The sequence below is a fragment of the Paenibacillus sp. FSL E2-0177 genome, assembly GCF_037992975.1.
Taxonomy (GTDB): domain Bacteria; phylum Bacillota; class Bacilli; order Paenibacillales; family Paenibacillaceae; genus Paenibacillus_AQ; species Paenibacillus_AQ odorifer.
The window spans coordinates 784074-809748 of the sequence record NZ_CP150307.1 but is presented as its reverse complement, the minus strand read 5'-3'; the positions used below and the strand labels follow the sequence as shown (position 1 = coordinate 809748).

At 45.3% G+C, this 25675-nt stretch carries 17 protein-coding genes, 3 rRNA genes and 3 riboswitches; of the genes, 2 read left to right on the top strand and 18 right to left on the bottom strand.

Annotated elements, in window-relative coordinates; genetic code table 11:
* Window positions 1–28: 28 nt before the first annotated feature.
* The 3 genes from MHI25_RS03665 to MHI25_RS03655 all read right to left on the bottom strand — a co-directional run bounded on the left by MHI25_RS03665 (window position 29) and on the right by MHI25_RS03655 (window position 3904).
* Window positions 29–292 (bottom strand): DUF1294 domain-containing protein, encoded by a 264-nt coding sequence (locus MHI25_RS03665; RefSeq protein WP_036680925.1) that lies wholly within the window; start codon window positions 290–292, stop codon window positions 29–31.
* Window positions 293–383: 91 nt separating this feature from the next.
* Entirely contained in the window at window positions 384–1607 is a 1224-nt protein-coding gene (locus tag MHI25_RS03660) for an MFS transporter (RefSeq protein ID WP_081387999.1), read from the bottom strand.
* Between the two features lie 161 nt (window positions 1608–1768).
* Complete coding sequence (locus MHI25_RS03655; protein WP_076305626.1) at window positions 1769–3904, bottom strand: DNA topoisomerase 3; 2136 nt, start codon at window positions 3902–3904, stop codon at window positions 1769–1771.
* A 127-nt stretch (window positions 3905–4031) separates the two neighbouring features.
* On the opposite strand from MHI25_RS03655, the gene tsaA reads away from it, so the two are divergent.
* Both tsaA and MHI25_RS03645 read left to right on the top strand, forming a co-directional pair.
* A complete protein-coding gene (gene tsaA, locus MHI25_RS03650; RefSeq protein ID WP_340394984.1) occupies window positions 4032–4478 on the top strand; it encodes a tRNA (N6-threonylcarbamoyladenosine(37)-N6)-methyltransferase TrmO in 447 nt (148 codons plus the stop codon).
* Between the two features lie 50 nt (window positions 4479–4528).
* On the top strand, window positions 4529–5446 hold the full coding sequence (locus tag MHI25_RS03645; RefSeq protein WP_340394983.1) for an AraC family transcriptional regulator: 918 nt from the start codon (window positions 4529–4531) through the stop codon (window positions 5444–5446).
* Between the two features lie 106 nt (window positions 5447–5552).
* Here the strand turns inward: MHI25_RS03645 and MHI25_RS03640 are convergent, their stop codons facing one another.
* The 15 genes from MHI25_RS03640 to guaA form a co-directional block, all read right to left on the bottom strand.
* Entirely contained in the window at window positions 5553–6740 is a 1188-nt protein-coding gene (locus MHI25_RS03640; protein WP_076128451.1) for a DUF4179 domain-containing protein, read from the bottom strand.
* Complete coding sequence (locus tag MHI25_RS03635; RefSeq protein ID WP_076128449.1) at window positions 6715–7302, bottom strand: RNA polymerase sigma factor; 588 nt, start codon at window positions 7300–7302, stop codon at window positions 6715–6717. Before MHI25_RS03635 ends, MHI25_RS03640 begins: the two co-directional genes overlap by 26 nt.
* 195 nt (window positions 7303–7497) lie before the next feature.
* Window positions 7498–8250, bottom strand: a complete 753-nt coding sequence (locus MHI25_RS03630) for an acyl-ACP thioesterase domain-containing protein (protein ID WP_340394982.1) — start codon at window positions 8248–8250, stop codon at window positions 7498–7500.
* 238 nt (window positions 8251–8488) lie between these two features.
* Window positions 8489–8605: ribosomal RNA gene (gene rrf, locus MHI25_RS03625) — 5S ribosomal RNA — on the bottom strand.
* A 128-nt stretch (window positions 8606–8733) separates the two neighbouring features.
* Window positions 8734–11660 (bottom strand): 23S ribosomal RNA (locus tag MHI25_RS03620).
* Between the two features lie 233 nt (window positions 11661–11893).
* Window positions 11894–13451: ribosomal RNA gene (locus MHI25_RS03615) — 16S ribosomal RNA — on the bottom strand.
* The 16S, 23S and 5S rRNA genes sit together here, the layout of an rRNA operon.
* Before the next feature lie 367 nt (window positions 13452–13818).
* Window positions 13819–14628: a transglutaminase-like domain-containing protein gene (locus MHI25_RS03610; RefSeq protein WP_081387329.1), complete on the bottom strand. Its 810-nt coding sequence runs from the start codon at window positions 14626–14628 to the stop codon at window positions 13819–13821.
* Between the two features lie 13 nt (window positions 14629–14641).
* Window positions 14642–14722, bottom strand: a riboswitch (cyclic di-GMP riboswitch).
* 74 nt (window positions 14723–14796) lie between these two features.
* Window positions 14797–14879: riboswitch (cyclic di-GMP riboswitch) on the bottom strand.
* A 119-nt stretch (window positions 14880–14998) separates the two neighbouring features.
* Window positions 14999–15658, bottom strand: a complete 660-nt coding sequence (locus MHI25_RS03605) for a class D sortase (RefSeq protein WP_280753245.1) — start codon at window positions 15656–15658, stop codon at window positions 14999–15001.
* Window positions 15659–15760: 102 nt separating this feature from the next.
* Window positions 15761–16168 carry a GtrA family protein gene (locus MHI25_RS03600; RefSeq protein WP_076130538.1) on the bottom strand — a complete coding sequence of 136 codons (408 nt, stop codon included), beginning with the start codon at window positions 16166–16168 and terminating at the stop codon, window positions 15761–15763.
* On the bottom strand, window positions 16155–17135 hold the full coding sequence (locus MHI25_RS03595; protein WP_038568643.1) for a glycosyltransferase family 2 protein: 981 nt from the start codon (window positions 17133–17135) through the stop codon (window positions 16155–16157). Before MHI25_RS03595 ends, MHI25_RS03600 begins: the two co-directional genes overlap by 14 nt.
* 97 nt (window positions 17136–17232) lie before the next feature.
* A complete protein-coding gene (locus tag MHI25_RS03590; protein WP_340394981.1) occupies window positions 17233–19011 on the bottom strand; it encodes a phospholipid carrier-dependent glycosyltransferase in 1779 nt (592 codons plus the stop codon).
* Window positions 19001–21256, bottom strand: coding sequence for a glycosyltransferase 87 family protein (locus tag MHI25_RS03585; RefSeq protein WP_340394980.1), 2256 nt, complete (start codon window positions 21254–21256; stop codon window positions 19001–19003). The genes MHI25_RS03590 and MHI25_RS03585 overlap by 11 nt, the downstream gene beginning before the upstream one ends.
* Window positions 21257–21656: 400 nt before the next feature.
* A complete protein-coding gene (locus tag MHI25_RS03580) occupies window positions 21657–23057 on the bottom strand; it encodes an NCS2 family permease (RefSeq protein WP_036679893.1) in 1401 nt (466 codons plus the stop codon).
* 122 nt (window positions 23058–23179) lie between these two features.
* Window positions 23180–23279: riboswitch (purine riboswitch) on the bottom strand.
* Between the two features lie 202 nt (window positions 23280–23481).
* A complete protein-coding gene (locus MHI25_RS03575; protein ID WP_076106071.1) occupies window positions 23482–23946 on the bottom strand; it encodes a hypothetical protein in 465 nt (154 codons plus the stop codon).
* A 144-nt stretch (window positions 23947–24090) separates the two neighbouring features.
* Window positions 24091–25629: a glutamine-hydrolyzing GMP synthase gene (gene guaA, locus MHI25_RS03570; RefSeq protein WP_076101410.1), complete on the bottom strand. Its 1539-nt coding sequence runs from the start codon at window positions 25627–25629 to the stop codon at window positions 24091–24093.
* Between the last annotated feature and the right edge of the window lie 46 nt (window positions 25630–25675).

The window sequence follows — 25675 nt, the reverse complement described above, 5'->3', positions numbered from 1 at the left end:
TTTTTCTAGTTTGTAATCCTAAAGACTATTATCTTAAAAAATAGCTGTACAAAAAGATATTCAGCAGCAGCAGAAGCGGAATTCCGATCCTGAAGGATGTATGACGCGTCTTGTGGCGCTTACGGTACATGGCAATCAGCACACCTAGTGCGCCGCCCATGGCTGCCAGCAGAAAAAGTGTTTTCTCAGGTACACGTTCCCGCCTTTTGCGGGCTTTGTTCTTGTCCTCGGACATCACTACATACCCGATTATATTAATTACCACAAACCACAACATTACAACCTTGACCATTCTCCCGGGCTCCTCCTCCTTGCTTCCTATCTCTATTATATTCCTCTTTTGCACAAAAAACCAATCATCCTTACACGCTCTGCCAAGTCTGTTAAGTTGCTTTTAGCTGCTTCTGCTTCGTATCCTTCATCCATACCCAGGATAAAATTGTAGCCAACGCCGCCGCAATCCCACCTAACCAGAATCCTCCGGTCAAGCCATATACAGAGCTCATCCAACCTGCTACGAATGGCCCTGCTGACATCCCTATCGCATAAACGGCCTGATAGAAACCCATAGCTGTAGCCCGTTTAAAAGGATCTATTTCTGATACGGATTTACTCAACAGCAGCGGAAAAATAAGTCCCTGCATAAAACCATTCCCCACCTGAGTCAGACAAAGCGCCGCTAACGTCGGCATAGAAGGAATGAGCAGCGTAAACAGTGCGCTTCCCGCAAAGCCTAGCATAAGCTTCCCTCTATCACCCAGCAGCCCTCCAAACAGACGTGAGCCGTAGAGCGTTGCGATGGCATGCGGAATCATAAAAGCGAGTGTTAGCCAGCCCAAGCTTTCTTTGCTTGCTCCGATATTCAGCGCCTGGTTCGGAGTATATCCGAACATTGTTATAAATAGCACACAGTGTGCCAGCACAGACAACAGTGATACTTTTACCAGCAAAGGTTCCTTTACGACACCAGCCAGTTCCTTGATCTGTATGGCATTTTGCCGTTTTTCCTGCTTTTGTTCCGGTAACCGAAGCGCAAGTATTAGTGCCGCAATAGCTACAATTCCACCAATCAGGAAGGGGGCATTCCAGCCCCAATGCTCTACCATATAGCCGCTGATCATCATGCTGGTCAATTGGGCGATTACTGTAGTGAATTGCAGCATGCCCATCGCTTTTCCAGCTTCCTCTTTTGGAAAATAACCTGCAAACATCACAGAGTACACAACCCATGCCGATGCTGCTATCCCGGATACCGCACGTGCTGCCAACGCCCAACCCGGCTGTGCTCCCCACATAAAAAGAAAACAGCTGACTCCACTCGCAATCAATCCCAGATAGATAAACGGCCGCCGCCTATTTAAATAATCTGAACCGATGCCAATGGGTATACGGAATAGGATCTGCATTAACCCATATATCCCAAGCACCATGCCCACCATAAAATACGATGCTCCCAAATGCTCAACATATGGTGAAAGCACCGGCACATAAATATAAGAAGAGAACCAAAACATAAATACAATAACCAAAAAGAAAAACCTGCTGCTTCCTTGCCCCTGTGGGCGATCTGCCGCTTTCAACGGATTCGCCTGCTGCTCAGCTGCCACCTAATCACCTGCTCCACTCATTTGCTTACCATTCTAATTCAAAGCCTATCCGTAGACCACATAAACTTACTAGGATAGAAAAAAGACTGCTGAGCACACTCAGCAGCCTTCATTATTCTAATCATTCGTTTTAATTGAAGCTAACCATCCGATGATTCCTACTACTTATCCTTCTTTTGTCCTTCAAGCGCTGCTTTCAGCAGTTCCCCAAGGTTAGAACCAATGCTTTCCTGCTTGCTGTATTGCTGCACCAGCTTTTGCTGTTCACGTTTATTAACATGCTTGTGATCCTTATCTAAGGTCTCTGTGATTCCACAGCCTAGACATTGTACGAACATGCCTGCTTTACCCTCTTTAAGCTCCATTTTCTTATGGCACTGTGGGCAGCGGCGATTCGATAGTCTTTTCTCACCTGCACGGGTGTAACCACAGTTATCTGCAGGACACACCAGCAGCTTCCCTCGTTTGCTCTTCTTCTCGAGTAGTCTTGTACCGCATTCCGGACAATGACTGTTAGAGACATTATGCGGCTTATATTCTGCTCCGCTAGTTTTCACACCTGTTACCAATTCCTGTGCCATACCGCGGATACCTTGTAAAAAGAGCTCCGGTTTGCCTTGACCACGCGCTATTTTCTCCAGCTCAGCTTCCCAACGTGCGGTTAGATCCGGGGTTCGTAGCTGAGTGGATACCAGCTCGATTAACTGCTTACCTTTTCCTGTCGGATGCAGGAGATTACCTTGCCGCTCAATTGTATCGGAGCTTACCAGCTTCTCAATAATATCCGCGCGTGTAGCCGGGGTTCCGAGGCCGTGCTTCTCCATTTGCGTCAACAGCGAAGCTTCATTATAACGCTTCGGTGGCTGTGTTCGGCCAGCACGCACCATACAGCGGCCAATCGTGACAGTAGCCCCTTCGCGCAGCTCAGGCAGCTTTACACTGCCCGCTGCCGGCTCGTCCGCAGATTCCTCCTCGTCATCACTACTCATATCCCCGCCGTATACTTCGCGCCAGCCGGCATCTTTTACTGTCGTCCCTTTGACATGGAAGCTTTCGCCTTCCACATTGACGGTTACAGCTACCGCATCATAACGAGCTGGCGGATAGAACAAGCTTATAAAACGCCGCACAATCAGATCATACAACTTACGTTCCTCAGTACTCAGACCATTTAACAATACGGTCTGTTCTGTAGGAATAATAGCGTGGTGATCACTGACTTTACTATCATCCACGATTCGCTTCGTAATCGGCAGCTGCTTGCGCAGCAATGGACGTGCTAACGCTGCATATGGACCGACCGCAACACTATCCAGTCTTTCCTTGAGTGTGCCCGTCATATCTGAAGTTAAGTAACGACTGTCCGTACGCGGGTATGTGACAAGTTTATGCTGCTCATATAACCGCTGCAGCACACTGGAGGTCTGCTTCGCGGAGAAGCCGAACTTCCGGTTCGCATCACGCTGCAGTTCAGTCAGATCATAAGCCAGTGGATGAGGTTCACTTTTCTCACTCTTCTGTACCTTAATAATACGGCCGCTGCGTCCTGTAAGCTTATCCTTTAAGCTGGCTGTCTTATCCTTTTCGAATATTCGACCATCACCGTTACTGGCCCGCCATGCCGCTTGGAAATCCCCAAAATCAGCAGTCAGCGTCTCAAAATCGACGGAACGGAAACCCGTAATCTCCTGTTCACGATCCATGATCATCCCTAATGTCGGCGTTTGTACCCGTCCTGCTGAGAGCGGCGAACCGAACTTACAGGTCAAAGCTCTTGTGACATTCAGTCCAATCATCCAATCCGCCTCTGCGCGGCAACGTGCAGATTCATACAACCGATCAAATTCCCGGCCCGGACGGAGTTTTGCAAATCCCTCTTTAATTGCCTTATCAGTCTGCGAGGATATCCATAACCGCCGGAATGGCTTTTTCCACCCTGCCATATTCATAATCCAACGAGCCAGCAGCTCCCCTTCACGGGCAGCATCTGTAGCAACAATAAGCTCCTCAATGTCCTGACGCTTCATTAGGTGCTGGACAGCTTTATATTGCTGGTTGGTCTCCCGCAGCACCTTCAGCTTGGTCTTCTCCGGCAAAATCGGCAGATCCTCCAAGGCCCAAGTTGCAAACTTTTTATTATAATCCTCTGGCTCTGCCAGGCCGACCAAATGACCCAGCGCCCAGGTAACCACATATTTTGGACCTTCAATATAACTCTTCTGTTTATTATTGCATCCCATGACCCGTGCAATCTCGCGTGCAACAGACGGCTTCTCCGCCAATACTAGTGTCTTCATAATGCTCCCCTTTCCACATCAAATTTCATTATAGCATTAAATGAATGTTAGCAAATATCGTCAGGCTTTACCGTATGCCTCTGTTATACACTAGATCATATCTGATACCCGAAAGGAGTCATAGTCAATGAATGAACAAGAAAGCTATAATATATTATCTATAGGATCGGTTAGAGGTACAGCACATAATTTGCGGCTTGAAATCAACCCGGAATTCAGACCAGCGCTTAAAGGTTTATCTCAGTTTAGTCATTGCCAAGTACTTTGGTGGCTGCATGAGTTTGCAGAGGATCATTTCCGGCAGACTACACAGATTCAGCCTCCTTATGATGCGACCTTAACTGGAGTATTCGCTTCCCGTTCCCCTATTCGCCCTAATCCGATTGGGCTAAGTGTAGCAGCAATCCTGTCTGTCGATGTAGACTCTGGAATAGTGGAGGTGGCCGGGTTTGATGCCTATCCGGGCACACCGGTTCTCGACATCAAAGCCTATTTTCCTAGTGCAGATCGCGTAATGGAAGTGACTGTTCCCGATTGGGCTGCTGCTTGGGGCGACTGGACAGCAAATCATTGAAGTAATCGTGCTAGACACCATTTCTATTAACTGTTATGGGAGGACATCTCTTGAACAATCGCCAACTAATCATTCAAGCCTTAGATCTCATTGAGGATCGCTTAACTACGTTTCTTCCTGTAGCTGTCCTCTCCAAAGAAATGGGATACTCCCTTTATCATTTCACCCGTCTATTTCAAGCAGTCACTGGGATAGCACCCGGCGACTATATAGCCAGACGCAAAATCACTGAAGCAGCCTTAGACATTCATCGAATGCCAGAATGTTCATTCCAGGACATCTCATTAGACTATAACTTTAGTAACTATGAGACCTTTACCCGTGCCTTCAAAAGAATGCTGCACACGACTCCCTCTCTTGTTCGAAAAAGACTTACTGAAACGAAACTCCCTTTGCTCCCTAGACTATATGAACAGGATCTACTTCAAGTCCTTTCTGATAGTGATCTCTCCCCCCAGCTCGTTGATTTCGAAGAAATTATACTTCAAGGACCCATAGTTAAAGTAGACCATGATTTCTCCGTCATTTCTGATACTTGGCCTTTGCTTTTCAATAAGGTAGCCACTATATCGGATAGAATACAGCCTGAAAAATATTATCAGCTTGGCTTCTGGCCAGATGACTATGAGAGTAATGGGTTTTCGATCATGTGTGCCTGCGAACTTAGTCCTATAAAAGCAGACCACAATCAGACTTTCCCCCTTCAGATCTTACCACCCATACGTTATCTGAAATTCATCCATAAAGGCCGCTCTTGTGATATCCCTTCTACCTATAAATATATCTACGGAATCTGGCTGCCGAAAACAGAATACAGGATGTCCATTCCATTTGAATTGGAATATTATGGTGAATTGTACCTTGGACCAGATAACGAAAACTCGGTGAGTGAAATCTACATTCCATTAGAATTTTTACAAGAAGAGACTACGTTGTCGTCTTTTATAGATGACAACCGTTACTCTTAGAAATATAAAGATATTATAGTTTTGCAGCTTATAAATTCTCATTTTTTAACAAAAATCCCGTATCTGCTATGCAGACACGGGCTTTTTTTGCTTATGGGATTAATAGTTACTTTTGCTCCACCTGAATCGTTTGTTCAAGCTCCGGATAATAATGTTTAACTTGTTTTCCTTCTTCATCCCTTAATGCTTTATGATTTTCATCAATGGAGTAAGTAAACGGCTTAACTGTAATTGTCTTTGGTGTTTGCGCGAACGGTATGAAATCTTTGTCTACCAAAGGATAGACTATAGCTGGCAAGTTAAATGAACCACCCGATGAGAACGCATTACCTAGTTCATCAACGATTTCATAGAACATTTCAGAGGTTGTGTATCCATCCTTTTCTTTCACAGTTGGCGCTTTACCTTCTTCGCTGAGCTGTAATCTGCTTGTGGCTGGAGTTAATTCCAGCTTGGTAATCGTATAACTGAATTCTTCTGCCTCTTTTGTTTGGTTCAGATCAAGCTTGATAATTCCTTCCGTTACTTTTTTCACCGGCACCTTGATTACAAAAGGCTCTGCAATTTGTGTAACCGGCACACTGATGCTTAATTCAAATTCATCCCCCAAAGCCTCTATATTATTTAGATTTCTGTAATCGTATAAAATAGCATTCTTTTTTCCCTCAACATCACCAAAAGATGACATTTGGCTCTCCAGTTTTTTCCCATTCGGCAATTTCACTTCTGCTGAACCCAACAACCCTTTTTCGGACTGGTTCATTGTCACTTTCGCATGTTGTTCTGTTAGCGATGGATCGAACTCAATCGGTTCAATAATCATCTCAGCCATCATCTTATCATTATCAATGCCTTCCCGTTCAATCGCAAAAGCCAACCGCGAGCCGTCATAATAGGCATCGGTAACCTTTAAGGTCACTCCATCATGGGTAACGCTTTGGTTAGGGGCAGTAGATAATCCTTTTTCCTCAGCAGCATTTAGACCTTTATCGTCAATCCCCTTAAAAATACTTCCTACAACAGGAATCTGCTTCAATGTTTCAGCCATGACCGGGGATACAAATCCGCTACCGATTATCCCCGCACCCAACACTGCTGCTGCCGAGGCAGCCACCAATGATTTTTTCAGAAACTTGTTTCCATTCTTTCTTGACGCTCGTTTTTCCATTCCCTCGTCTCCTATTCGCTTCATAATTGAATCGCTGAAACTGTCTACCGGCATTTCATGATTTTGGAATGTTTGACGAATGTGCTCCATCTTCTGACTTTCAGTTCGATCTTGCCATTTCTCCATGAGGGCTGCCTCCTTCATTCATTCTTTGCCGGACTAACTTTTTGCGTAGACGTTCAAATTTCTTGCGTAAAGTAGCTGAATTACAATCCATAATCTGACCCATTTCTTCAAAGCTGTACTGCTCAACCACCTTAAGAATCAGGAGATTGCTCTCTTCGGCTGTCAGGTCATCCATAAATAACTTCTGCAATGGCTCCTCATCGTTAGGATTATAATAGGCTTTGGGCTGCTGCTCTTTATATAGCGACAACAGACGGTTTCTTCGCTTGCGTTTGCGAACCTGATCCAGACAATGATGATAAGCCACTTTATACAGCCATGCACTAAAAGAGACTCGTTTCTCATAACGTCTGAGTTCCTGATACACTTTTACAAATATATCTTGCACAGCATCCTCTGCTTCTTCATGACTTCTCAAAATATAATAGCAATACGTATAAATCTTTCTTTCATAGGCTTGTATTATAGTTCTATAGGCTTCGCGGTTACCCGCAAGAACCTGATCGATAGCCTCTTCAATTATTGTTTGATTCACTTGGACCCCGGGGCTGCGACGTTCCAAAGAATCACCTCCTTGTTATTGACTACAACTATATAACGAATGTGATCCCTTTAATTGTGACAGGCTCAAAAAAATTTTCCAAATATGTTAGAAACATCATCCGTTTTAATAAAAAAAGCGACTGCCCCGATTGATTTTCGGAGAAATCGCTTTTATAATAATATTCCATATTTATAAATTACTTACTTATTCGTACTATTTGACACTTTTTAACGCTATACATGCTTCAAAATACACAGTATCACTATTCTGACCGCGTACATATATACCATCATCCGTTACAGCTGAACGTAAAATAGTCAGTTCATCCCCAAACTTAGCTTCTTGTAGATAAGTAATCCGGAAGCGTGTGAACTCTGCATTATCCCATTCCGCTAAAGTGAGCGCATCACAACTTAAATCCCCGTATCGGGCATTATTCAAATGTCCGTTGCTGTCCAGCCCACTATATCTTACCTGATACCGATAAGCTTCTTCCATAGTAATATCGGAAGGGATCGTTACCTTAACAGGCATATCGCCTACTGAATCGCCATTATAGTGCTTAACCTGAACTGGAAGGGCATTCGGTCTGAGTATCTTTCTCTTTTCAATATCTACTAAAGCCCATATGGATCGTGCTGTGGCGATTTCTATATGATCTGCATCGAAAATACGATAATCCCGTTGCCACAGTGCCCCTTTAGTGCCTTTACTCCAGGTATGTACGCTAAGCACATCATTAGGGCGGGGAATACGCTTAAAATCAAGATCTAACGTAATCATCATCCAGCCCATTCCTGCATTCAGAATCTCTTCCACACTTATCCCCAAATTACCCACCGCGAAGTCTGCCGCACATTGCATGATATCCAGAATAAAGGATAACTTACCCTGCGAACGATAATCCGTGTCGCTCGCATGTACAGAAAAATCTTCTATCCACACAAGATTGCTACTGTTGTCCATTGTTTATCCTCCTGCCATGCAAAATATCCTTGCATTTACTTGAAGTATCCACATATACCACTGCTCTATCCACATAAATTGGGGACTACTTTCAATTTTGAATATATTTTATTATTTCATCCACATGTTAGTAACTTTTATAATTTCGTTAATTCCCCATAACTTATCCACATTTTTAAAATTAAGCGATAAAGGGAACAAAAAAGCCATTGTTGATAAATCAACAATGGCTTCGTGTGCTTGGCAACGTCCTACTCTCCCAGGACCCTTCGGTCCAAGTACCATCGGCGCTGGAGGGCTTAACGGTCGTGTTCGGGATGGGTACGCGTGGAACCCCTCCGCTATCGCCACCAAACATGCGTCTGTGAAACAAACGCTGCCGCGTGAAATTCGGTTCATCACCAGAAGTGACAATGAATTTCTAAGCGTATTTCAGGCTTGATGCCTGAAAACTGAATCCGAAACGAGTTTGCATTCTAAGTATAGGATAAGCCCTCGACCGATTAGTATTGGTCAGCTCCATGCATTGCTGCACTTCCACCTCCAACCTATCTACCTCGTCGTCTTCAAGGGGTCTTACTAATTGGGAAATCTCATCTTGAGGGGGGCTTCACGCTTAGATGCTTTCAGCGCTTATCCCGTCCGTACGTAGCTACCCAGCCATGCTCCTGGCGGAACAACTGGTGCACCAGCGGTACGTCCATCCCGGTCCTCTCGTACTAAGGACAGCTCCTCTCAAATTTCCTGCGCCCACGACAGATAGGGACCGAACTGTCTCACGACGTTCTGAACCCAGCTCGCGTACCGCTTTAATGGGCGAACAGCCCAACCCTTGGGACCTACTTCAGCCCCAGGATGCGATGAGCCGACATCGAGGTGCCAAACCTCCCCGTCGATGTGGACTCTTGGGGGAGATAAGCCTGTTATCCCCAGGGTAGCTTTTATCCGTTGAGCGATGGCCCTTCCATGCGGTACCACCGGATCACTAAGTCCGACTTTCGTCCCTGCTCGACTTGTAGGTCTCGCAGTCAAGCTCCCTTATGCCTTTGCACTCTGCGAATGATTTCCAACCATTCTGAGGGAACCTTGGAACGCCTCCGTTACTCTTTAGGAGGCGACCGCCCCAGTCAAACTGCCCGCCTGACACGGTCCCCGTACCCGATTAGGGCACTAGGTTAGAACCTAGATACGATCAGGGTGGTATCCCAACGGCGCCTCCACCGAAGCTTGCGCTCCGATTTCTACGGCTCCCACCTATCCTGTACAGATCGTACCCAAATTCAATATCAAGCTGCAGTAAAGCTCCATGGGGTCTTTCCGTCTTGTCGCGGGTAACCTGCATCTTCACAGGTATTAAAATTTCACCGGATCTCTCGTTGAGACAGCGCCCAAGTCGTTACGCCATTCGTGCGGGTCAGAATTTACCTGACAAGGAATTTCGCTACCTTAGGACCGTTATAGTTACGGCCGCCGTTTACTGGGGCTTCGGTTCATAGCTTCGGGTTACCCCTAACCACTCCCCTTAACCTTCCAGCACCGGGCAGGCGTCAGCCCGTATACTTCGCCTTGCGGCTTCGCACAGACCTGTGTTTTTGCTAAACAGTCGCTTGGGCCTTTTCACTGCGGCCCCCTCGTGCTATTCACACTACCGGGGCACCCCTTCTCCCGAAGTTACGGGGTCATTTTGCCGAGTTCCTTAACGAGAGTTCTTCCGCGCGCCTTAGAATTCTCTTCTCGCCTACCTGTGTCGGTTTGCGGTACGGGCACCTTCTCCTGGCTAGAGGCTTTTCTTGGCAGTGTGAGATCATGACCTTCGCTACTATAATTTTCGCTCCCCATCACAGCCCAGCCTTATCGATGTGCGGATTTGCCTACACATCAGCCTCACTGCTTAGACGGACATCCATCAGTCCGCGTCACTACCCTCCTGCGTCACCCCATCGCTCATAGCGGATTACGGTGGTACAGTAATTTCAAACTGTTGTCCTTCGACTACGCCTTTCGGCCTCGCCTTAGGTCCCGACTTACCCTGAGCGGACGAGCCTTCCTCAGGAAACCTTGGGCTTTCGGCGGATCAGATTCTCACTGATCTTTTCGTTACTCATACCGGCATTCTCACTTGTGTAGTGTCCAGCGCTCTTTTCAGTACACCTTCAACCCCTACACAACGCTCCCCTACCCCAGATACATACGTATCTAGCCATAGCTTCGGTGGTGTGTTTAGCCCCGTTACATTTTCGGCGCAGAGTCACTCGACCAGTGAGCTATTACGCACTCTTTCAATGGTGGCTGCTTCTAAGCCAACATCCTGGTTGTCTGTGCAACTCCACATCCTTTCCCACTTAACACACACTTGGGGACCTTAGCTGATGGTCTGGGCTGTTTCCCTTTTGACAATGGATCTTAGCACTCACTGTCTGACTCCCGGCAATAAGTATATGGCATTCGGAGTTTGACTGAGCTTGGTAATCCTTGCGGACCCCGCACCCAATCAGTGCTCTACCTCCACTACTCTTATACCGAGGCTAGCCCTAAAGCTATTTCGGGGAGAACCAGCTATCTCCGAGTTCGATTGGAATTTCTCCGCTACCCCCACCTCATCCCCGCACTTTTCAACGTACGTGGGTTCGGGCCTCCAGTGCGTGTTACCGCACCTTCACCCTGGACAGGGGTAGATCACACGGTTTCGGGTCTACGTCCACATACTAATTCGCCCTATTCAGACTCGCTTTCGCTGCGGCTCCACCTTCTCGGCTTAACCTTGCATGTTAAACGTAACTCGCCGGTTCATTCTACAAAAGGCACGCCATCACCCATTAATAGGGCTCTGACTTTTTGTAAGCACACGGTTTCAGGTTCTATTTCACTCCCCTTCCGGGGTGCTTTTCACCTTTCCCTCACGGTACTGTTTCACTATCGGTCGCCAGGTAGTATTTAGCCTTAGCAGATGGTCCTGCTGGATTCATACGGGGTTTCACGTGCCCCGCACTACTCGGGATCCGTCTCGGAGAGAATACAGTTTAGGCTACAGGGCTTTTACCTCTATCGCGGGCCTTTCCAGACCTCTTCACCTACCATATTCCTTTGTAACTCCATGTGAGACGTCCCACAACCCCTAAGAGCAAGCTCTTAGGTTTAGGCTGTTCCGCGTTCGCTCGCCGCTACTGACGGAATCACTATTGTTTTCTCTTCCTCAGGGTACTTAGATGTTTCAGTTCCCCTGGTCTGCCTCTACATTTCCTATGTATTCAGAAATGAGTAACTGCGAATTACCACAGCTGGGTTTCCCCATTCGGACACCCCCGGATCAAAGCTTGCTTACAGCTCCCCGAGGCAGTTTCGTTGTTCGCCACGTCCTTCGTCGGCTCCTGGCGCCTAGGCATCCTCCGTGTGCTCTTATTAGCTTAACCTTGATTCTTCCGAAGAAAAATCTCACTAATAACATTTACTTGTTTGCACAAGTTGCTAAAAGATGTTCTAAAACGCAAATTCGTTTCGGTATCCAGTTTTCAAGGATCAAGTCTTACTTGAGAGCTTAAACTCTCAAAACTGAGCAACGAGTGAGTAACAGGCCTAAACCTGAGATTGTGGAAGTTAAACTTCCGATTTGAATGTTCTCATTGCAGAGAACGATTCTCCATAGAAAGGAGGTGATCCAGCCGCACCTTCCGATACGGCTACCTTGTTACGACTTCACCCCAATCATCTACCCCACCTTCGGCGGCTGGCTCCCTTGCGGGTTACCCCACCGACTTCGGGTGTTGTAAACTCTCGTGGTGTGACGGGCGGTGTGTACAAGACCCGGGAACGTATTCACCGCGGCATGCTGATCCGCGATTACTAGCAATTCCGACTTCATGCAGGCGAGTTGCAGCCTGCAATCCGAACTGAGACCGGCTTTGATGGGATTGGCTCCACCTCGCGGCTTCGCTTCCCGTTGTACCGGCCATTGTAGTACGTGTGTAGCCCAGGTCATAAGGGGCATGATGATTTGACGTCATCCCCACCTTCCTCCGGTTTGTCACCGGCAGTCACTCTAGAGTGCCCAGCATTACCTGCTGGCAACTAAAGTTAAGGGTTGCGCTCGTTGCGGGACTTAACCCAACATCTCACGACACGAGCTGACGACAACCATGCACCACCTGTCTCCTCTGTCCCGAAGGCCGCCGCTATCTCTAGCAGATTCAGAGGGATGTCAAGACCTGGTAAGGTTCTTCGCGTTGCTTCGAATTAAACCACATACTCCACTGCTTGTGCGGGTCCCCGTCAATTCCTTTGAGTTTCAGTCTTGCGACCGTACTCCCCAGGCGGAGTGCTTACTGTGTTAACTTCGGCACCAAGGGTATCGAAACCCCTAACACCTAGCACTCATCGTTTACGGCGTGGACTACCAGGGTATCTAATCCTGTTTGCTCCCCACGCTTTCGCGCCTCAGCGTCAGTTACAGCCCAGAAAGTCGCCTTCGCCACTGGTGTTCCTCCACATATCTACGCATTTCACCGCTACACGTGGAATTCCACTTTCCTCTTCTGTACTCAAGCCACCCAGTTTCCAGTGCGACCTCAGGTTGAGCCCAAGGTTTAAACACCAGACTTAAATAGCCGCCTGCGCGCGCTTTACGCCCAATAATTCCGGACAACGCTTGCCCCCTACGTATTACCGCGGCTGCTGGCACGTAGTTAGCCGGGGCTTTCTTCTCAGGTACCGTCACTCCGGTAGCAGTTACTCTACCGGACGTTCTTCCCTGGCAACAGAGCTTTACGATCCGAAAACCTTCATCACTCACGCGGCGTTGCTCCGTCAGGCTTTCGCCCATTGCGGAAGATTCCCTACTGCTGCCTCCCGTAGGAGTCTGGGCCGTGTCTCAGTCCCAGTGTGGCCGTTCACCCTCTCAGGTCGGCTACGCATCGTCGCCTTGGTGGGCCGTTACCCCACCAACTAGCTAATGCGCCGCAGGCCCATCCCTCAGTGACAGATTGCTCCGTCTTTCATTCTTCTCTCAGGAGAAAAAAGAAATTATCCGGTATTAGCTACCGTTTCCGGTAGTTATCCCAGTCTGAAGGGCAGGTTGCCTACGTGTTACTCACCCGTCCGCCGCTAAGTCATTTTGAAAGCAAGCTTTCAAAATGACTCCGCTCGACTTGCATGTATTAGGCACGCCGCCAGCGTTCGTCCTGAGCCAGGATCAAACTCTCCAATTAGTATTGAAAAGAGCGATATGCTCATTTTGAAACATCTGACGAGAAAATTAATTCTCTAATTTTGGATTTCACTTACGTGAAATCCTACTCACTCGTTGTTCAGTTTTCAAAGATCAAGTTCTCGTTGGCGCCGTTTAATGTCTCAGCAGCAACTCTTATAATATATCATGTTGTCTTCAGAAATGCAAGCTTTATTTTTCGAAGCTTTTTATCAGCCTCGTCTGTATCGCCTGTACGCTGTCTAACAACGCTTACCTATAATACCCCAACTATTAATAGAAAAGCAACCCCTAATATAAAAATAAACAACTAGCTTAATAATTAAGCTAGTTGTTTATTTAATAGAGTTATGTTTCTAGCGACGAACTTAATAGTATTTTGCCGCAGTATATTTGCTTGAGGCTTTAATTAAATCGGTTTTCTTATCACTCTTTGAAAGTCCTGCATCCACTGTAGTATCAATGGTAACCCACTTCCCATTAAGCAACACTTCGTTCCAGGCATGATATTGCGTAACGTAGCTTGTATTCCCCATTACCAACTTAGCAGGAACATCTACACTCCGCAGCATTGCGGCAAAAAGAGAAGCGTAATCATAGCAAATCCCTTTTTTAGTAGTCAATGTCTTATCGATGCTTGGAATATAATCAGTAGTTACACTATTAGCAAGAGAGTAATCATATTGTACATTCGCAACTACATAGTTATAGATCGCTTTAACTTTCTCTTCGTCTGTTGTTTTGCCTTGTACTAATTGTTTAGCTTTGACAATCGCTTTATCAGAAGAACTCCATTTCACATTCTGTACGGAGCCCAAATATACGGAATTCGAGTCACTCATGGTTACGTCTACTACTTCGGAATATAATGCTTTGTATTTATTGCCGGTTGTATTCTCCAGAACAGAAACCTTATAAGTCCCATTTCCTTGTTGCAAAGGGAAGTCCTCAGCTTGTCCAGAAGCATACAAGTTATATGTATAGCTGCTGTTATCTTTGGTGATCATGAGTTTGATTCTTTTATCTTTCGGAATATCATAGTTAATACCAATAACACCTTGAGCCACTTTGGATGTAATCAACCAGCTGGCATCTGCACTTGCAGCTTGAGCTGTACTTACCGGAACTGAAGTCATTAGGACGAACAACGCCACCAGCATAAAATAAACCTTTTTCACGGATAAAACTCCTTTCGGTAGCTGGCTGCCATCCTTTCGGGAAGGCCCTTTAGCTTTGCGTCCCTACCTTTCGATAGGTTTGCCGTTATCGTATAAGCTCTATCTGTTCTAGCTTTACTAGATATAATTGATAGAATCCATTTGAAACAAACAAAAAAAGCCTCTTCATTCGGTAGCTGGCTGCCATCCTTTCGGGAAAAGGCCCTTTAGCTTTGCGTCCCTACCTTTCGGAAGGTTTGCCGTTATCGTGTTTAGCTTTCATAGTATAATACTATCATATTTATAGTTGTGAACAAGACCTAATTTACTAGATTACCCATTATTTTATAAATATCTCCCGGTATTTGTGTTTTCTTGTCATTCACTATTCTCATTTTGTTAATTTGGCATGAACAATCAGCCGATGCGTTGGATTCACTAGCGGATCACATGTAATCAGAGTAAGAATCTTATCCTTGTCATTCCCGTCAAGAACGGAGACATCACTCGGATCTACAACAGAAATATCGTATACCTCATAGTTAAACACCTGATCACTAGTCTTTACCGTGATAACATCCCCCACAACAACCTCATTCAATCTGTTAAACAAACGACCCGTAGTTCGAGCCCGATGCGCCGCGATTGCAGCATTCCCGATCTCTCCAAGGGGTGCCGTTTCTTTCATATGGGCTGCAGCATGTTTCATATTAGCTTTTGTAGCCCCTTCTAATACAGGCAGCTTCAAATCAATCTTATCGATTTCAATTAGTGCGATTACTTTGCCACCGACTTCAATCTCCGGTTCAGGCTTTTCTGTCTCTTGGGGTTGGGGCTGTGCCTGGGCATCCAGAACCGATTCCTCTGCTAACAGCTGAGTAACTTCAGCATACCTGCTCCTCAGATCTGACTGGGGAGTACTATCGGCAGTGCTTAGTTCAGCCGTTTCTAATAACTTCTCCTGCTGCCTGTCGTTGTACCATTCGTTAGCTGTCGGATATAACATGATAAGTATCCCAGCCAGTATGAGTAGATAGGAGAATTTACGCAATGTTATTCACCTCCGTATATTGTTTCTATGGTTATATACAAATCAAGCAGAAACAGCTACTTGCCTTTAAGCATAGCAACTCCTTCTGCCTGAAATTAATGTTTAAAATACCCATTTACGACTTCCAAAGAAATTGATGATCACCGTGATAAAGGTAACCAGCACCTTCGAGATCAAGACTTGAATACCTAGTTTGTCTGTCAACAGATGCATTAGCAGCAGTGATATTCCGAGCACTACCAGATTCAGCACGATAAACTTGACCAGCTGCACGCGGTCGAAGCCTTCTTTATTCCCCCGGTTGCGATCACGAAAGGTAACTTTTTTATTCAAAATAAAGCTATTCGCCGTGCCTGCACTATAGGAGATCACCTGCGCCAATGCGTATACCATCCCTAGTGAATTCAACAATGTAAAAATCACAAAATCAATAAGCGTATTGAGCAAACCTACGGCATTAAATTTGAGGAACTGTATGAATGCAGCGCGCAAGTTCTTATCTGACATCATTGTGGTCCTTCCGGCGGTCCAGTTGTTCTTCGTTCTGGTAGCCTTTAGTCTCACTAACAATATATAGCGGTCTATCTTTAGACTCGTCATAAATCCGTCCGATATACTCCCCAATCACACCCAACAGCATCAGAACGATACCGTTAAAGAGCAGATTAACGCCTACAATGGAAGCCCAGCCCGGAACCGTCCAGGAGGTAAAAAATATCTTTTGAAACAAGACGAAAAATAAATAGAGAAAGCTAGAGAATGAAAGGAAGAATCCAATATACGTAGCAATCTTAAGCGGCTTATGTGAAAAAGAGGTGATGCCATCTAACGCAAAACGAATCATTTTCTTCAGCGGATATTTGGTTTCTCCGGCAAAACGTTCTTCCCGTTCATATTCCACCATAGTCTGCTTGAAGCCAACCCAGCTCACCAAACCTCTGACATAGCGGTTCTTTTCTTTAAGTCCCCGCAGGACATCACATACCTTACGGTCAATAAGACGGAAATCGCCTGTATCCGTAGGAATATCCACACTTGTCATACTGCTGAGCAGGCGGTAAAAAAGCTTCGCGGTGACCTTTTTGAACATCGTTTCTCCGTGGCGCTTCAGGCGTTTCGCATATACAACGTCGTAGCCCTCTTTCCACTTCTCGATCATTTGCAAAATGACCTCCGGAGGATCCTGAAGATCAGCGTCAATAACAACAACCGCTTGACCTTCGGCATAGTCCATGCCAGCTGTAATCGCTACCTGATGTCCGAAATTACGCGAGAAGTCAATCAGCTTGACATGCTCGTCTCGTTCACAGATCTCCCGAATCATCTGGGCGGAACGATCACGACTGCCGTCATTGACGAAGACCAGCTCATAAGTATCGCCGCACTCGTCCATTACTTTTTTCAAACGTTCATAAGTATGGCTAATTACTTGCTCCTCATTGAACATGGGTACAATCACACTATATCTGGCTTTCACCTTTATTCCTCCTACAAGCTTTTTGGAGCGTTACATCCATCTACACTTCATAATAACGCTGCATTCATAAACTTATTTTATAGATTTTTATTAAATCCTAGAAAACCCAAGTTGGGAACCAACGCAGCATATCTTTCACGTAATCTCCACTGACCTGCATCCCTGACAGTACCGGGTAGAAAGCGATAAAGAGCAGCAAAGCAACGGCTACATAGACATACTGTACGTAACGGGCCTCAGGGAATTTACTATCCAGCAACTTCATTATATATACAATACCAAGAATCATAAATGGTACCATAGCAAAATAATGGTAAATAAATGTTTCTCTTGGGACAAGCATCCACGGAACATATTGCGAGAAGAAGGCGATCCAGATCATGTAGAGGTTCTTATCTTTACGTTTCAGCGTAATCCACAGCGTTGCCAGCATCGCAAAAATACCCGTCCACCAGATAAGAGGATTCCCCATAGTCACTATACTGCTGACCTGACCTTCCGGCAAACCTTCACCGCCGCTAAAGAACCAGACCGGTCTCTTCATAAACGGCCATTGCCACCATGAGGAAGCAAAAGGATGTGTAGCTACAAGCTGGCTGTGGTAGTTGTACATATTCTTTTGGGAATCAATCAAACCTTTTATAGTGAAGCCCTCTGCTGATGCAGATAACCCCGGCACAAAAGATAAGCTATAAATAATTACTGGAATAATTACAAAGAACCCGATACAACTAGCCAACGTAATAATAGTCTTTTTCCAAAAAGAATCTACTGCTTCACGACAGGTGCCCAGCAATTCCTTGTCTTTAATCTTCCCCTCTGCCAGCAGGCGTCCGGAGGCTTGGTATTCTCTGTAGCGTTCAAAAAGGGAGATAGCCAGCATAATGGCCAGCCCTGCTCCTCCATAGAGCACAATCCATTTCGAAGCTACGCCGATTCCGAAGAATAAGCCAGACCAGAATAACGGAATTAATGTTTTTCTTAAAGGCTGCTTGTAGAAATTCATTGTGTAATACCGCTGCATAAAATAGAACATCAACATAATGAAGAATACTCCGTATACGTCAATCGTGGAGATTCTTGTCTGTGTGAAATGCATGAAATCCAGCGCAAACAATCCTGCCGCGAGGGCGGCGTATTTGCTTTTCTTAAACAAACGAAGCGCCATTACATATATGAGAGGTAACATGGCAACTCCGAACAAGGTTCCGATAATACGCCAGCCGAATGGATTGACTCCGAACAGCTCCATACCTATGGCAATCAACAGCTTGCCAAGCGGTGGATGCGTATTCTCGTAAGGCACTATCCCGTGTGTATATTCATAAGCTGTTCGCGCATGATAGATCTCGTCAAAATAAGTGCTATTCATAAAGTTAGAATATTCCGGAATGAGCGACTGCTCGTCAAAAAGATTGGCCGCTGCTCCTCTTTTAGGTACTGCGTTAGCATCCGGTGTCACACCGGCAATAGGAAGGGGGATTCTTTCTCCCCCCTGCTCATAAAAGGCCATTTCGTTCAAAGTGAACCCTGGAGAGGTAACTGTTAACTTCACATATCTCGCTGTAACGTTCAGGGGTTGGCTTTTCCAGATGAAGACATTCCCGACATCCTCACTGACATCCATCGGACTGCTCCAGACCTCAGGATTGTCGCTGAATTCCAGCTTGAACTTACCCGTTCCCACGCCACCAAAGATATTGACCCGTTCCAATGGTTTACTCTGCCCCAAATCTACATAGAAGCTTTCACCACTGGCAGCAGGCTCCCATAAGGTCTCTGGAGATTTAGTAGAGCCAAGATTATATAAAGCAAGCGCTGCGTAAACGGCCGTGATAGCTATTATGCATATCCAATCTATACGCTTAAACTTCATCGTTAAATCGCCCTCCCTTCTGATGCGGTTTAATTTGCCCGACAACTCTCAAATCTTCTTCATACTGTTCTTCCGGTGTAATTGGCGCTGGAAGAGGTTTTATTCCCTTGCGGACATACACATCGTATCCGATATTCAGCATATAAAGCAGCAATGCTAGATTAGCTATAGCAGTCACTAATACGATTCCGTCTGCACCCGGGCTAACATCTGCATTCAGGTGGGATAAGGTGTACGCCACATTGATGTATTGCGTTAAGCTGAATCCGAGAAATAGCGATAAAAAGCGGCGGTCCCGACTTTCTATATAAGTAAACAAACAAAGAATAAGAGCAGGGAACATATAACGTTCATGCATTTTGGTGCCAAGCACAAAGACCACTACTATAAGCACCATCCCGATAAAATAGGATTTGGTCAGATCCAAGCGATCCTTTTTAAAGGAATAAAATGCCGCAACAGCTACAGCCACTAAAATAAATATGAAGCCCCATACACGGTATGGAATGCCAAGCCAGGTTAGATCAAGGGATGACCACATCGGATCAGTCAGTGCATACAGATTAAATGCATTCACTGAAGAATACGGATAGGAAGATAACGTACTCTTGTAAAGATCAATAATCCCTACCAGACCTCCGTTATTCCAGAAAAACGGTGCCGCAAGCAATCCGAAGATCCCTAATCCATACAAAGCTCCGAATCCAAGCTGCTTCCAAGCGCGGTGATGATAAAAAGCAAACAACAATACCGGCGTGAATATCAACGCTTGCGGTTTAATTAGCGTCGCTAAGGCAAACAAAATTGCGGAGCGGACAAACTTTTTGTTCGCAGCGCCATGGATACTGAGCAGCAGGAAGATCAAAAAGAATGAATCTGCTTGTCCCCAAGCCGCTGAATTAATAAGTACCGCTGGATTAAACAGAAACAACAACATTAAGCCGAAAGCTATTCCTGTGCCGAGTTTTTTGCGTGACATTTGATAAATGAAGTAGCCGAGTACCAAATCAGAAAGGATCGCAGGGAGCTTGAAGAGCAAATTCTCTCCACCTGAGCCCTGAGTGAATCCTAAAACGCCACGAATGGCGCTAAGCACGTACAATATGTACAAATAGCCAGGAGGATAATCGGCAAAATAACCTTCTTCATAAAATTTGCCTGGGCCTAAATCCACCATACGCTGTCCCCAAGAAATAAAGGTATTCATATCATTCTGATATCCTTGCGCGGTAAGACCAATCCACACTCTCAGGATAAAAGCGATTCCGATGGCAATGCTCAGCCATTTGGAATAAATATTCTCAGGCTGCTTCATAAGCTTCTCACTACGGAATGCCTTAGTATAAAGCACTGCAAAAAACACGCTAAACAGCGCTGAGATCAGCAACATCTTAGTTGGAGATACTTTATGTGGAGTGTCTGCCTTTTTGTCGCCGGCATCTGGACTAACCGCTGAACTATCCAGCGAAATGACGTTAGCCCCTTCAGGAGCCGCGTCTAATTTTTCTACAGCAAAATCATCAAAATAAGCCTTACCTTGAATCAAGCTAGAGTAGCCGCCCAGACTTGCACCTATGCCAAATGACTTCTGCTCCGGTCCTGTCTGGCCGATATATTCAAGATACTGCCATTCACCTGCCGTATCAGTTACGCTGGGATACCCCCCGCCTACTCCAACGGCAAGAATGTTGGCGCCCATTCCCTCCCCTGCTGTACTTACTACTTTGATCCATCCAGAGATTTTATAATAACTATTCGGCGTAGCCTCAATCGTCTGCACCCATTTCGAATGATTGGGCTCGATATTCTCAATGACTGCCGCCTTGCTGCCGGAATGAACTTCCTCCGATTGGATTGAAAGTAGAGCTGAGTTGTCTCCTGAAATCCACATATCCTTAGTCCAGTTAGAAGGCGCATCATCTCCCCCCTCCTCAAAGCCAGGGTTCTGCAATAGATTCCCCTCTGCATAAATGCTTGTTACAGGAAGCACAAACAATAACAGCATCAATACAGTCATTACGGCCGCACGTGTACTCTTGATCATCGTCCCAACCTCACCTCGTCCTATATTCATCTTAGTCCAGCCAAAAGCATATCCCTTCTGAAAAACAGCTCCCGAATTAGTGTATTTCACCGTTGCTAAGAAATCATTCGGATTGATTTTCTCATAAAAGAGCATATAAATATAGGGTATGTTAACCTTATCTGGATCGCAGACCCTTCCATGCACAATATTCCATTCCATAGGATCGCCCTAAGCTTCAAGGCTCTTATATAGACTCTTATATAGAATAGAAGAATCGCAGTGGCTAAAGCAAATACCGGAGCAAAAAAACAGGCCATTCTATCAGCATAATGCGAGAGAACTAACAAAATGGTAAGACCATAGGACCACCTAGGGGTTTGAAGTATTTTCAGTACAAAATAAACAGAGATCAGGATCAAGGAGGGAACAAATTGGACTCTAACGCCAAGGCTGCCTCGTCCTGAACATCACCTCTTCAACAATATAATCTAAATCATAGATGATGAAAAGCTAGAAACATAGACTAGGCTGAATGGTTAAGTGCCAACAAAAATATAAAAAAAGGGCCCCCTCAGTTATGAAGGAGCCGTTGAATGCACATCTGTATGCTATATATGAGTTAGCCCGCACTACCAAGAAATACATAACGGAGAATAATCAGAATAGCAAGTACCCACATCATCCAGTGAATATCGTATTTTTTCTTGCCAGCAAGGTTAGCTACACAAGCAAGGATTACATAAGTTACGATGCCAAAGGAAATACCATTAGCAATATTATAAGTGAAAGGCATGATTACTAGAGTAAGGAACGCTGGAATCGCAACAACCATATCTTGAAAATCAATTTCGCGAATCGATTGTGCCATGAGCACGCCTACGACAATCAATGCTGCGGCTGTAGCAGATCCAGGGATCAGAGCCACTATTGGTGCAAGGAATAACGCAAGCAAGAAGCACACACCCGTTGTTACAGCTGTAAGACCTGTACGTCCACCTTCAGCAACACCTGCCGCGCTTTCTACAAAAGCAGTAGTAGTGGAAGTACCCAATGCCGCACCACCAGCTACAGCGATGGCATCGACAAACATTGCATTACCTACACGTTTGTTACCTTCTTCAGGGTTGTCCATAATACCAGCGCGTTGAGCAGTACCTACAAGTGTACCAAATGTATCGAACAATTCTACAAAAGTGAATGTTGCGATTGCTGAAACAATACCGGTGTGCAGGATACCATCCCAGTCAAATTCGAAAAAGTTCAATTGCGTCAGGTCAGGCACCCAAGGAGTTGTTGGACTGGACAAAGAGCCAAAATCAACTACACCCATCAGTATACCCGCGAGGGTTGTACCCAAGATACCGAATAAAATCGCACCTTTAACTTGCAGTACCATCAGGATGGAAATAAGAAGCAATCCGATAATTACCAACTGTACATCAGTGTTCTCTAGACTACCCATATGAATGATTGTTTCAAAGGATAGGACATCTGTGAATGTATTGGCGGAAATATCTTTACCAGCTTCGACACCAATCGTCATCAAACCACTGTTCTTAAGCCCAAGGATTGTAATGAACATCCCGATACCTACGGTAATGGCATGCTTTAAGCTGTCAGGAATGGCTGTCAGTAAGATCTGCCGCACTCGGGTAACCGTAAGCAGGATGAAGATCAAACCGGAAATAAATACTGCGGTCAGACCCATTTGCCAAGTGAATGGATGTTCTGAGGTTGCAGAAGACAAAATTACGGAAGCAAAGTATGCATTAAGTCCCATACCTGGTGCCAATGCTACTGGAAAGTTTATAAACACGCCCATTGCAATGGTGAAAATACCTGCTGCCAGCGCAGTCGCTAGAAATACAGAGTACCAGCCCATATCGATGCGGCCAAATGCTGTTAATGTGCTCGGATTAACCGACAGGATGTAAGCCATAGCCATGAACGTAGTCAAGCCGGCCATTATCTCTGTACGTACTGTAGTGCCGTTCTCTTTCAACTTGAAAAACCGATTCAAATTGTTCTCCCCCTAAGGTATGTTGTGGCTGACAGCAACAAAAAGCCGGTATCTGATCGACACCGGCTCGAAAAAAAGAGTAGCACCCATGACTATAGCCCTAGATTCAGGACAATACGGGTTGCTCAGCTCTTCTTAATCGTAGCCAGGTCATTACGGTGACCTCGTAGAAACTTCCAGGCCTATTCCCGGAAATATACGAAAGAATTATGTTGTTGTGCTTTATCATTTTAGGGGGACATCACATAAGTTGTCAATGAAAAAAGCGAACATTTTCGACTTTATTTTTTCTATTGTTCGTAATTCATACATTTTTATCTTTAACTTCAACCCCAAAATCCTTTAAATCATGCAGCTTATTAACTATCAAAAGCCTTATCAAATGGGTATTTTTCCCTATAAAACAATTTCGATGTTCCCTAGCTTATTGTCCTTTGGAATACTGATAGCTATGCCAAGAATTAGCAAAATGCCCTATAGCTAAACAAATCACTGCAATACCCAACCAGAAAGATCTGCCCCATATAGCCGCAAATCCAAATGCACAAACAGGGAGAACTGCCATGGGAATCGGAAGAAACAATAATGGAGCCCATAATAATCTGAATTGCTGTCCCTTAACCATATAACGAATCCATAAACCGTAATAAATCGTGATAAACACAAAGATAAGTGCAGCCCAGATCCCGAATTCTACATTTTCAAAGTTATCCTTTGAAATCGCAAGAATGGCTATACACCCCAACTGCCCTACTCTCTCCAAAAGAGTGTAGACGATGCCGGCATCTTTTAAACCGCTGGGAACATGATCGGGCGGAAACTTAATCATCAGTAAACTTGGGGCAAGAATAACCATAGCTATTAGTGTTCCAATAAGTGAGAATCCCATTCTAATGGCTCCTGTAAGTATATTTTTCCCAGTTTATCACATTCTCTAAAGTTGCTATATAGGGTCCGTCACAAGCTTCACGGTTAATAAAAAACCTGCAGTCCCTTAATAAATAAGGAGCTGCAGGTTTCTTATTGCTATATGCTATTCCCACTCAATCGTTGCAGGTGGTTTCGAAGTAATGTCATACACTACGCGGTTTACATTCTCAACTTCGTTGACAATACGTACAGAGATTTTTTCAAGAACATCCCATGGGATACGTGCCCAGTCAGCGGTCATGCCATCGATGGAAGTTACTGCACGAACACCTACTGTGTAGGAATACGTACGAGCATCACCCATAACTCCGACACTCTTCATGTTAGGCAGGGCAGTGAAGTATTGCCAAATTTCACGGTCTAATCCCGCTTTAGCAATTTCTTCTTGCAGAATGTAGTCAGAATCACGAACGATGGTAAGCTTGTCCTCTGTTACTTCACCCAAGACACGAATAGCAAGACCTGGACCTGGGAAAGGCTGACGCCATACGATCGCACGTGGCATACCCAGCTCTTCACCGAGTTTACGAACTTCATCCTTAAACAAGGTGTTTAGCGGCTCGATCAAGCTGAATTTCATATCTTCTGGCAGGCCGCCCACATTGTGGTGGGACTTAATGGTTTGCGCTGTAGCTGTTCCACTCTCAACGATATCCGTATAAAGCGTACCTTGTGCAAGGAATGAAAAATCTCCGAGCTTAGCTGACTCTTCGTCGAAGCAGTAGATAAACTCGTTACCAATGATTTTACGTTTTTGCTCAGGGTCTTCAACACCTGCAAGTTTGCTCATGAAGCGTTCGCGTGCATCGATTTTCACTACATGAATATCGAATTTGCCTACGAAAGTCTCCATAACGCTTTCTGCTTCACCTTTACGCAGAAGGCCGTGGTCAATAAACATACAGGTCAATTGATCTCCGATTGCACGGTGGATAAGCATAGCCACAACGGAAGAATCCACTCCGCCACTAAGAGCGCAGAGTACTTTTTTATCTCCGACTTGATTACGAATATCTTGAACGGCTTCATCGATAAACGATTCCATTGTCCATTTGCCGTCGCAACCACAAACTTGGTATAAGAAGTTCGAGATCATCTCGTTACCTTGAACGGAGTGACGTACTTCTGGGTGGAATTGCACAGCGAACAGTTTGCGCTCCGCGTTGCTCATTGCTGCAATTGGAGCACTTTCTGTACCTGCATCCAGCTTGAAGCCTGTTGGAAGCTCAACTACATGGTCACCGTGGCTCATCCATACAGTCTGGCGGTTCTCCAATCCTGCAACTAAAGCAGTTCCTTCTGCAAAGTCAACATCAGCTTTACCATATTCCCGTTTAGCCGATCGTTCTACTTTACCATCAAGCTGATGAGCCATCAGCTGCATACCATAACAAATACCGAAGATCGGCACTCCTAGATCATAAATAGCCGGATCTACGTGTGGTGCATCTTCAGCGTATACACTGCTAGGTCCGCCGGAGAAGACAATTCCTTTAGGCGAAAGTGCTTTAATCTTGTCAACTGGCGTATTGTACGGCAAAAGTTCGCTGTATACTCCCAGGTCCCGAATTCTGCGCGCGATAAGTTGGTTGTATTGTCCCCCAAAATCGAGAACGACGATAATTTCATTTGGCTTGTTCATTACGTGCCTCCCTTGATTATTGGATTCATTATACTCATGGTTAATT

Bases quoted from the DNA above. Each gene is read 5' to 3' on its own strand.
- MHI25_RS03655 (WP_076305626.1), bottom strand. From the start codon at position 3,904: ATGAAGACACTAGTATTGGCGGAGAAGCCGTCTGTTGCACGCGAGATT.
- MHI25_RS03640 (WP_076128451.1), bottom strand. From the start codon at position 6,740: ATGGAGAAATGGCAAGATCGAACTGAAAGTCAGAAGATGGAGCACATT.
- tsaA (WP_340394984.1), top strand. From the start codon at position 4,032: ATGAATGAACAAGAAAGCTATAATATATTATCTATAGGATCGGTTAGA.
- MHI25_RS03600 (WP_076130538.1), bottom strand. From the start codon at position 16,168: ATGATGTCAGATAAGAACTTGCGCGCTGCATTCATACAGTTCCTCAAA.
- MHI25_RS03575 (WP_076106071.1), bottom strand. From the start codon at position 23,946: ATGGGATTCTCACTTATTGGAACACTAATAGCTATGGTTATTCTTGCC.
- MHI25_RS03590 (WP_340394981.1), bottom strand. From the start codon at position 19,011: ATGAAGTTTAAGCGTATAGATTGGATATGCATAATAGCTATCACGGCC.
- guaA (WP_076101410.1), bottom strand. From the start codon at position 25,629: ATGAACAAGCCAAATGAAATTATCGTCGTTCTCGATTTTGGGGGACAA.
- MHI25_RS03665 (WP_036680925.1), bottom strand. From the start codon at position 292: ATGGTCAAGGTTGTAATGTTGTGGTTTGTGGTAATTAATATAATCGGG.
- MHI25_RS03630 (WP_340394982.1), bottom strand. From the start codon at position 8,250: ATGGACAACAGTAGCAATCTTGTGTGGATAGAAGATTTTTCTGTACAT.
- MHI25_RS03585 (WP_340394980.1), bottom strand. From the start codon at position 21,256: ATGGAATGGAATATTGTGCATGGAAGGGTCTGCGATCCAGATAAGGTT.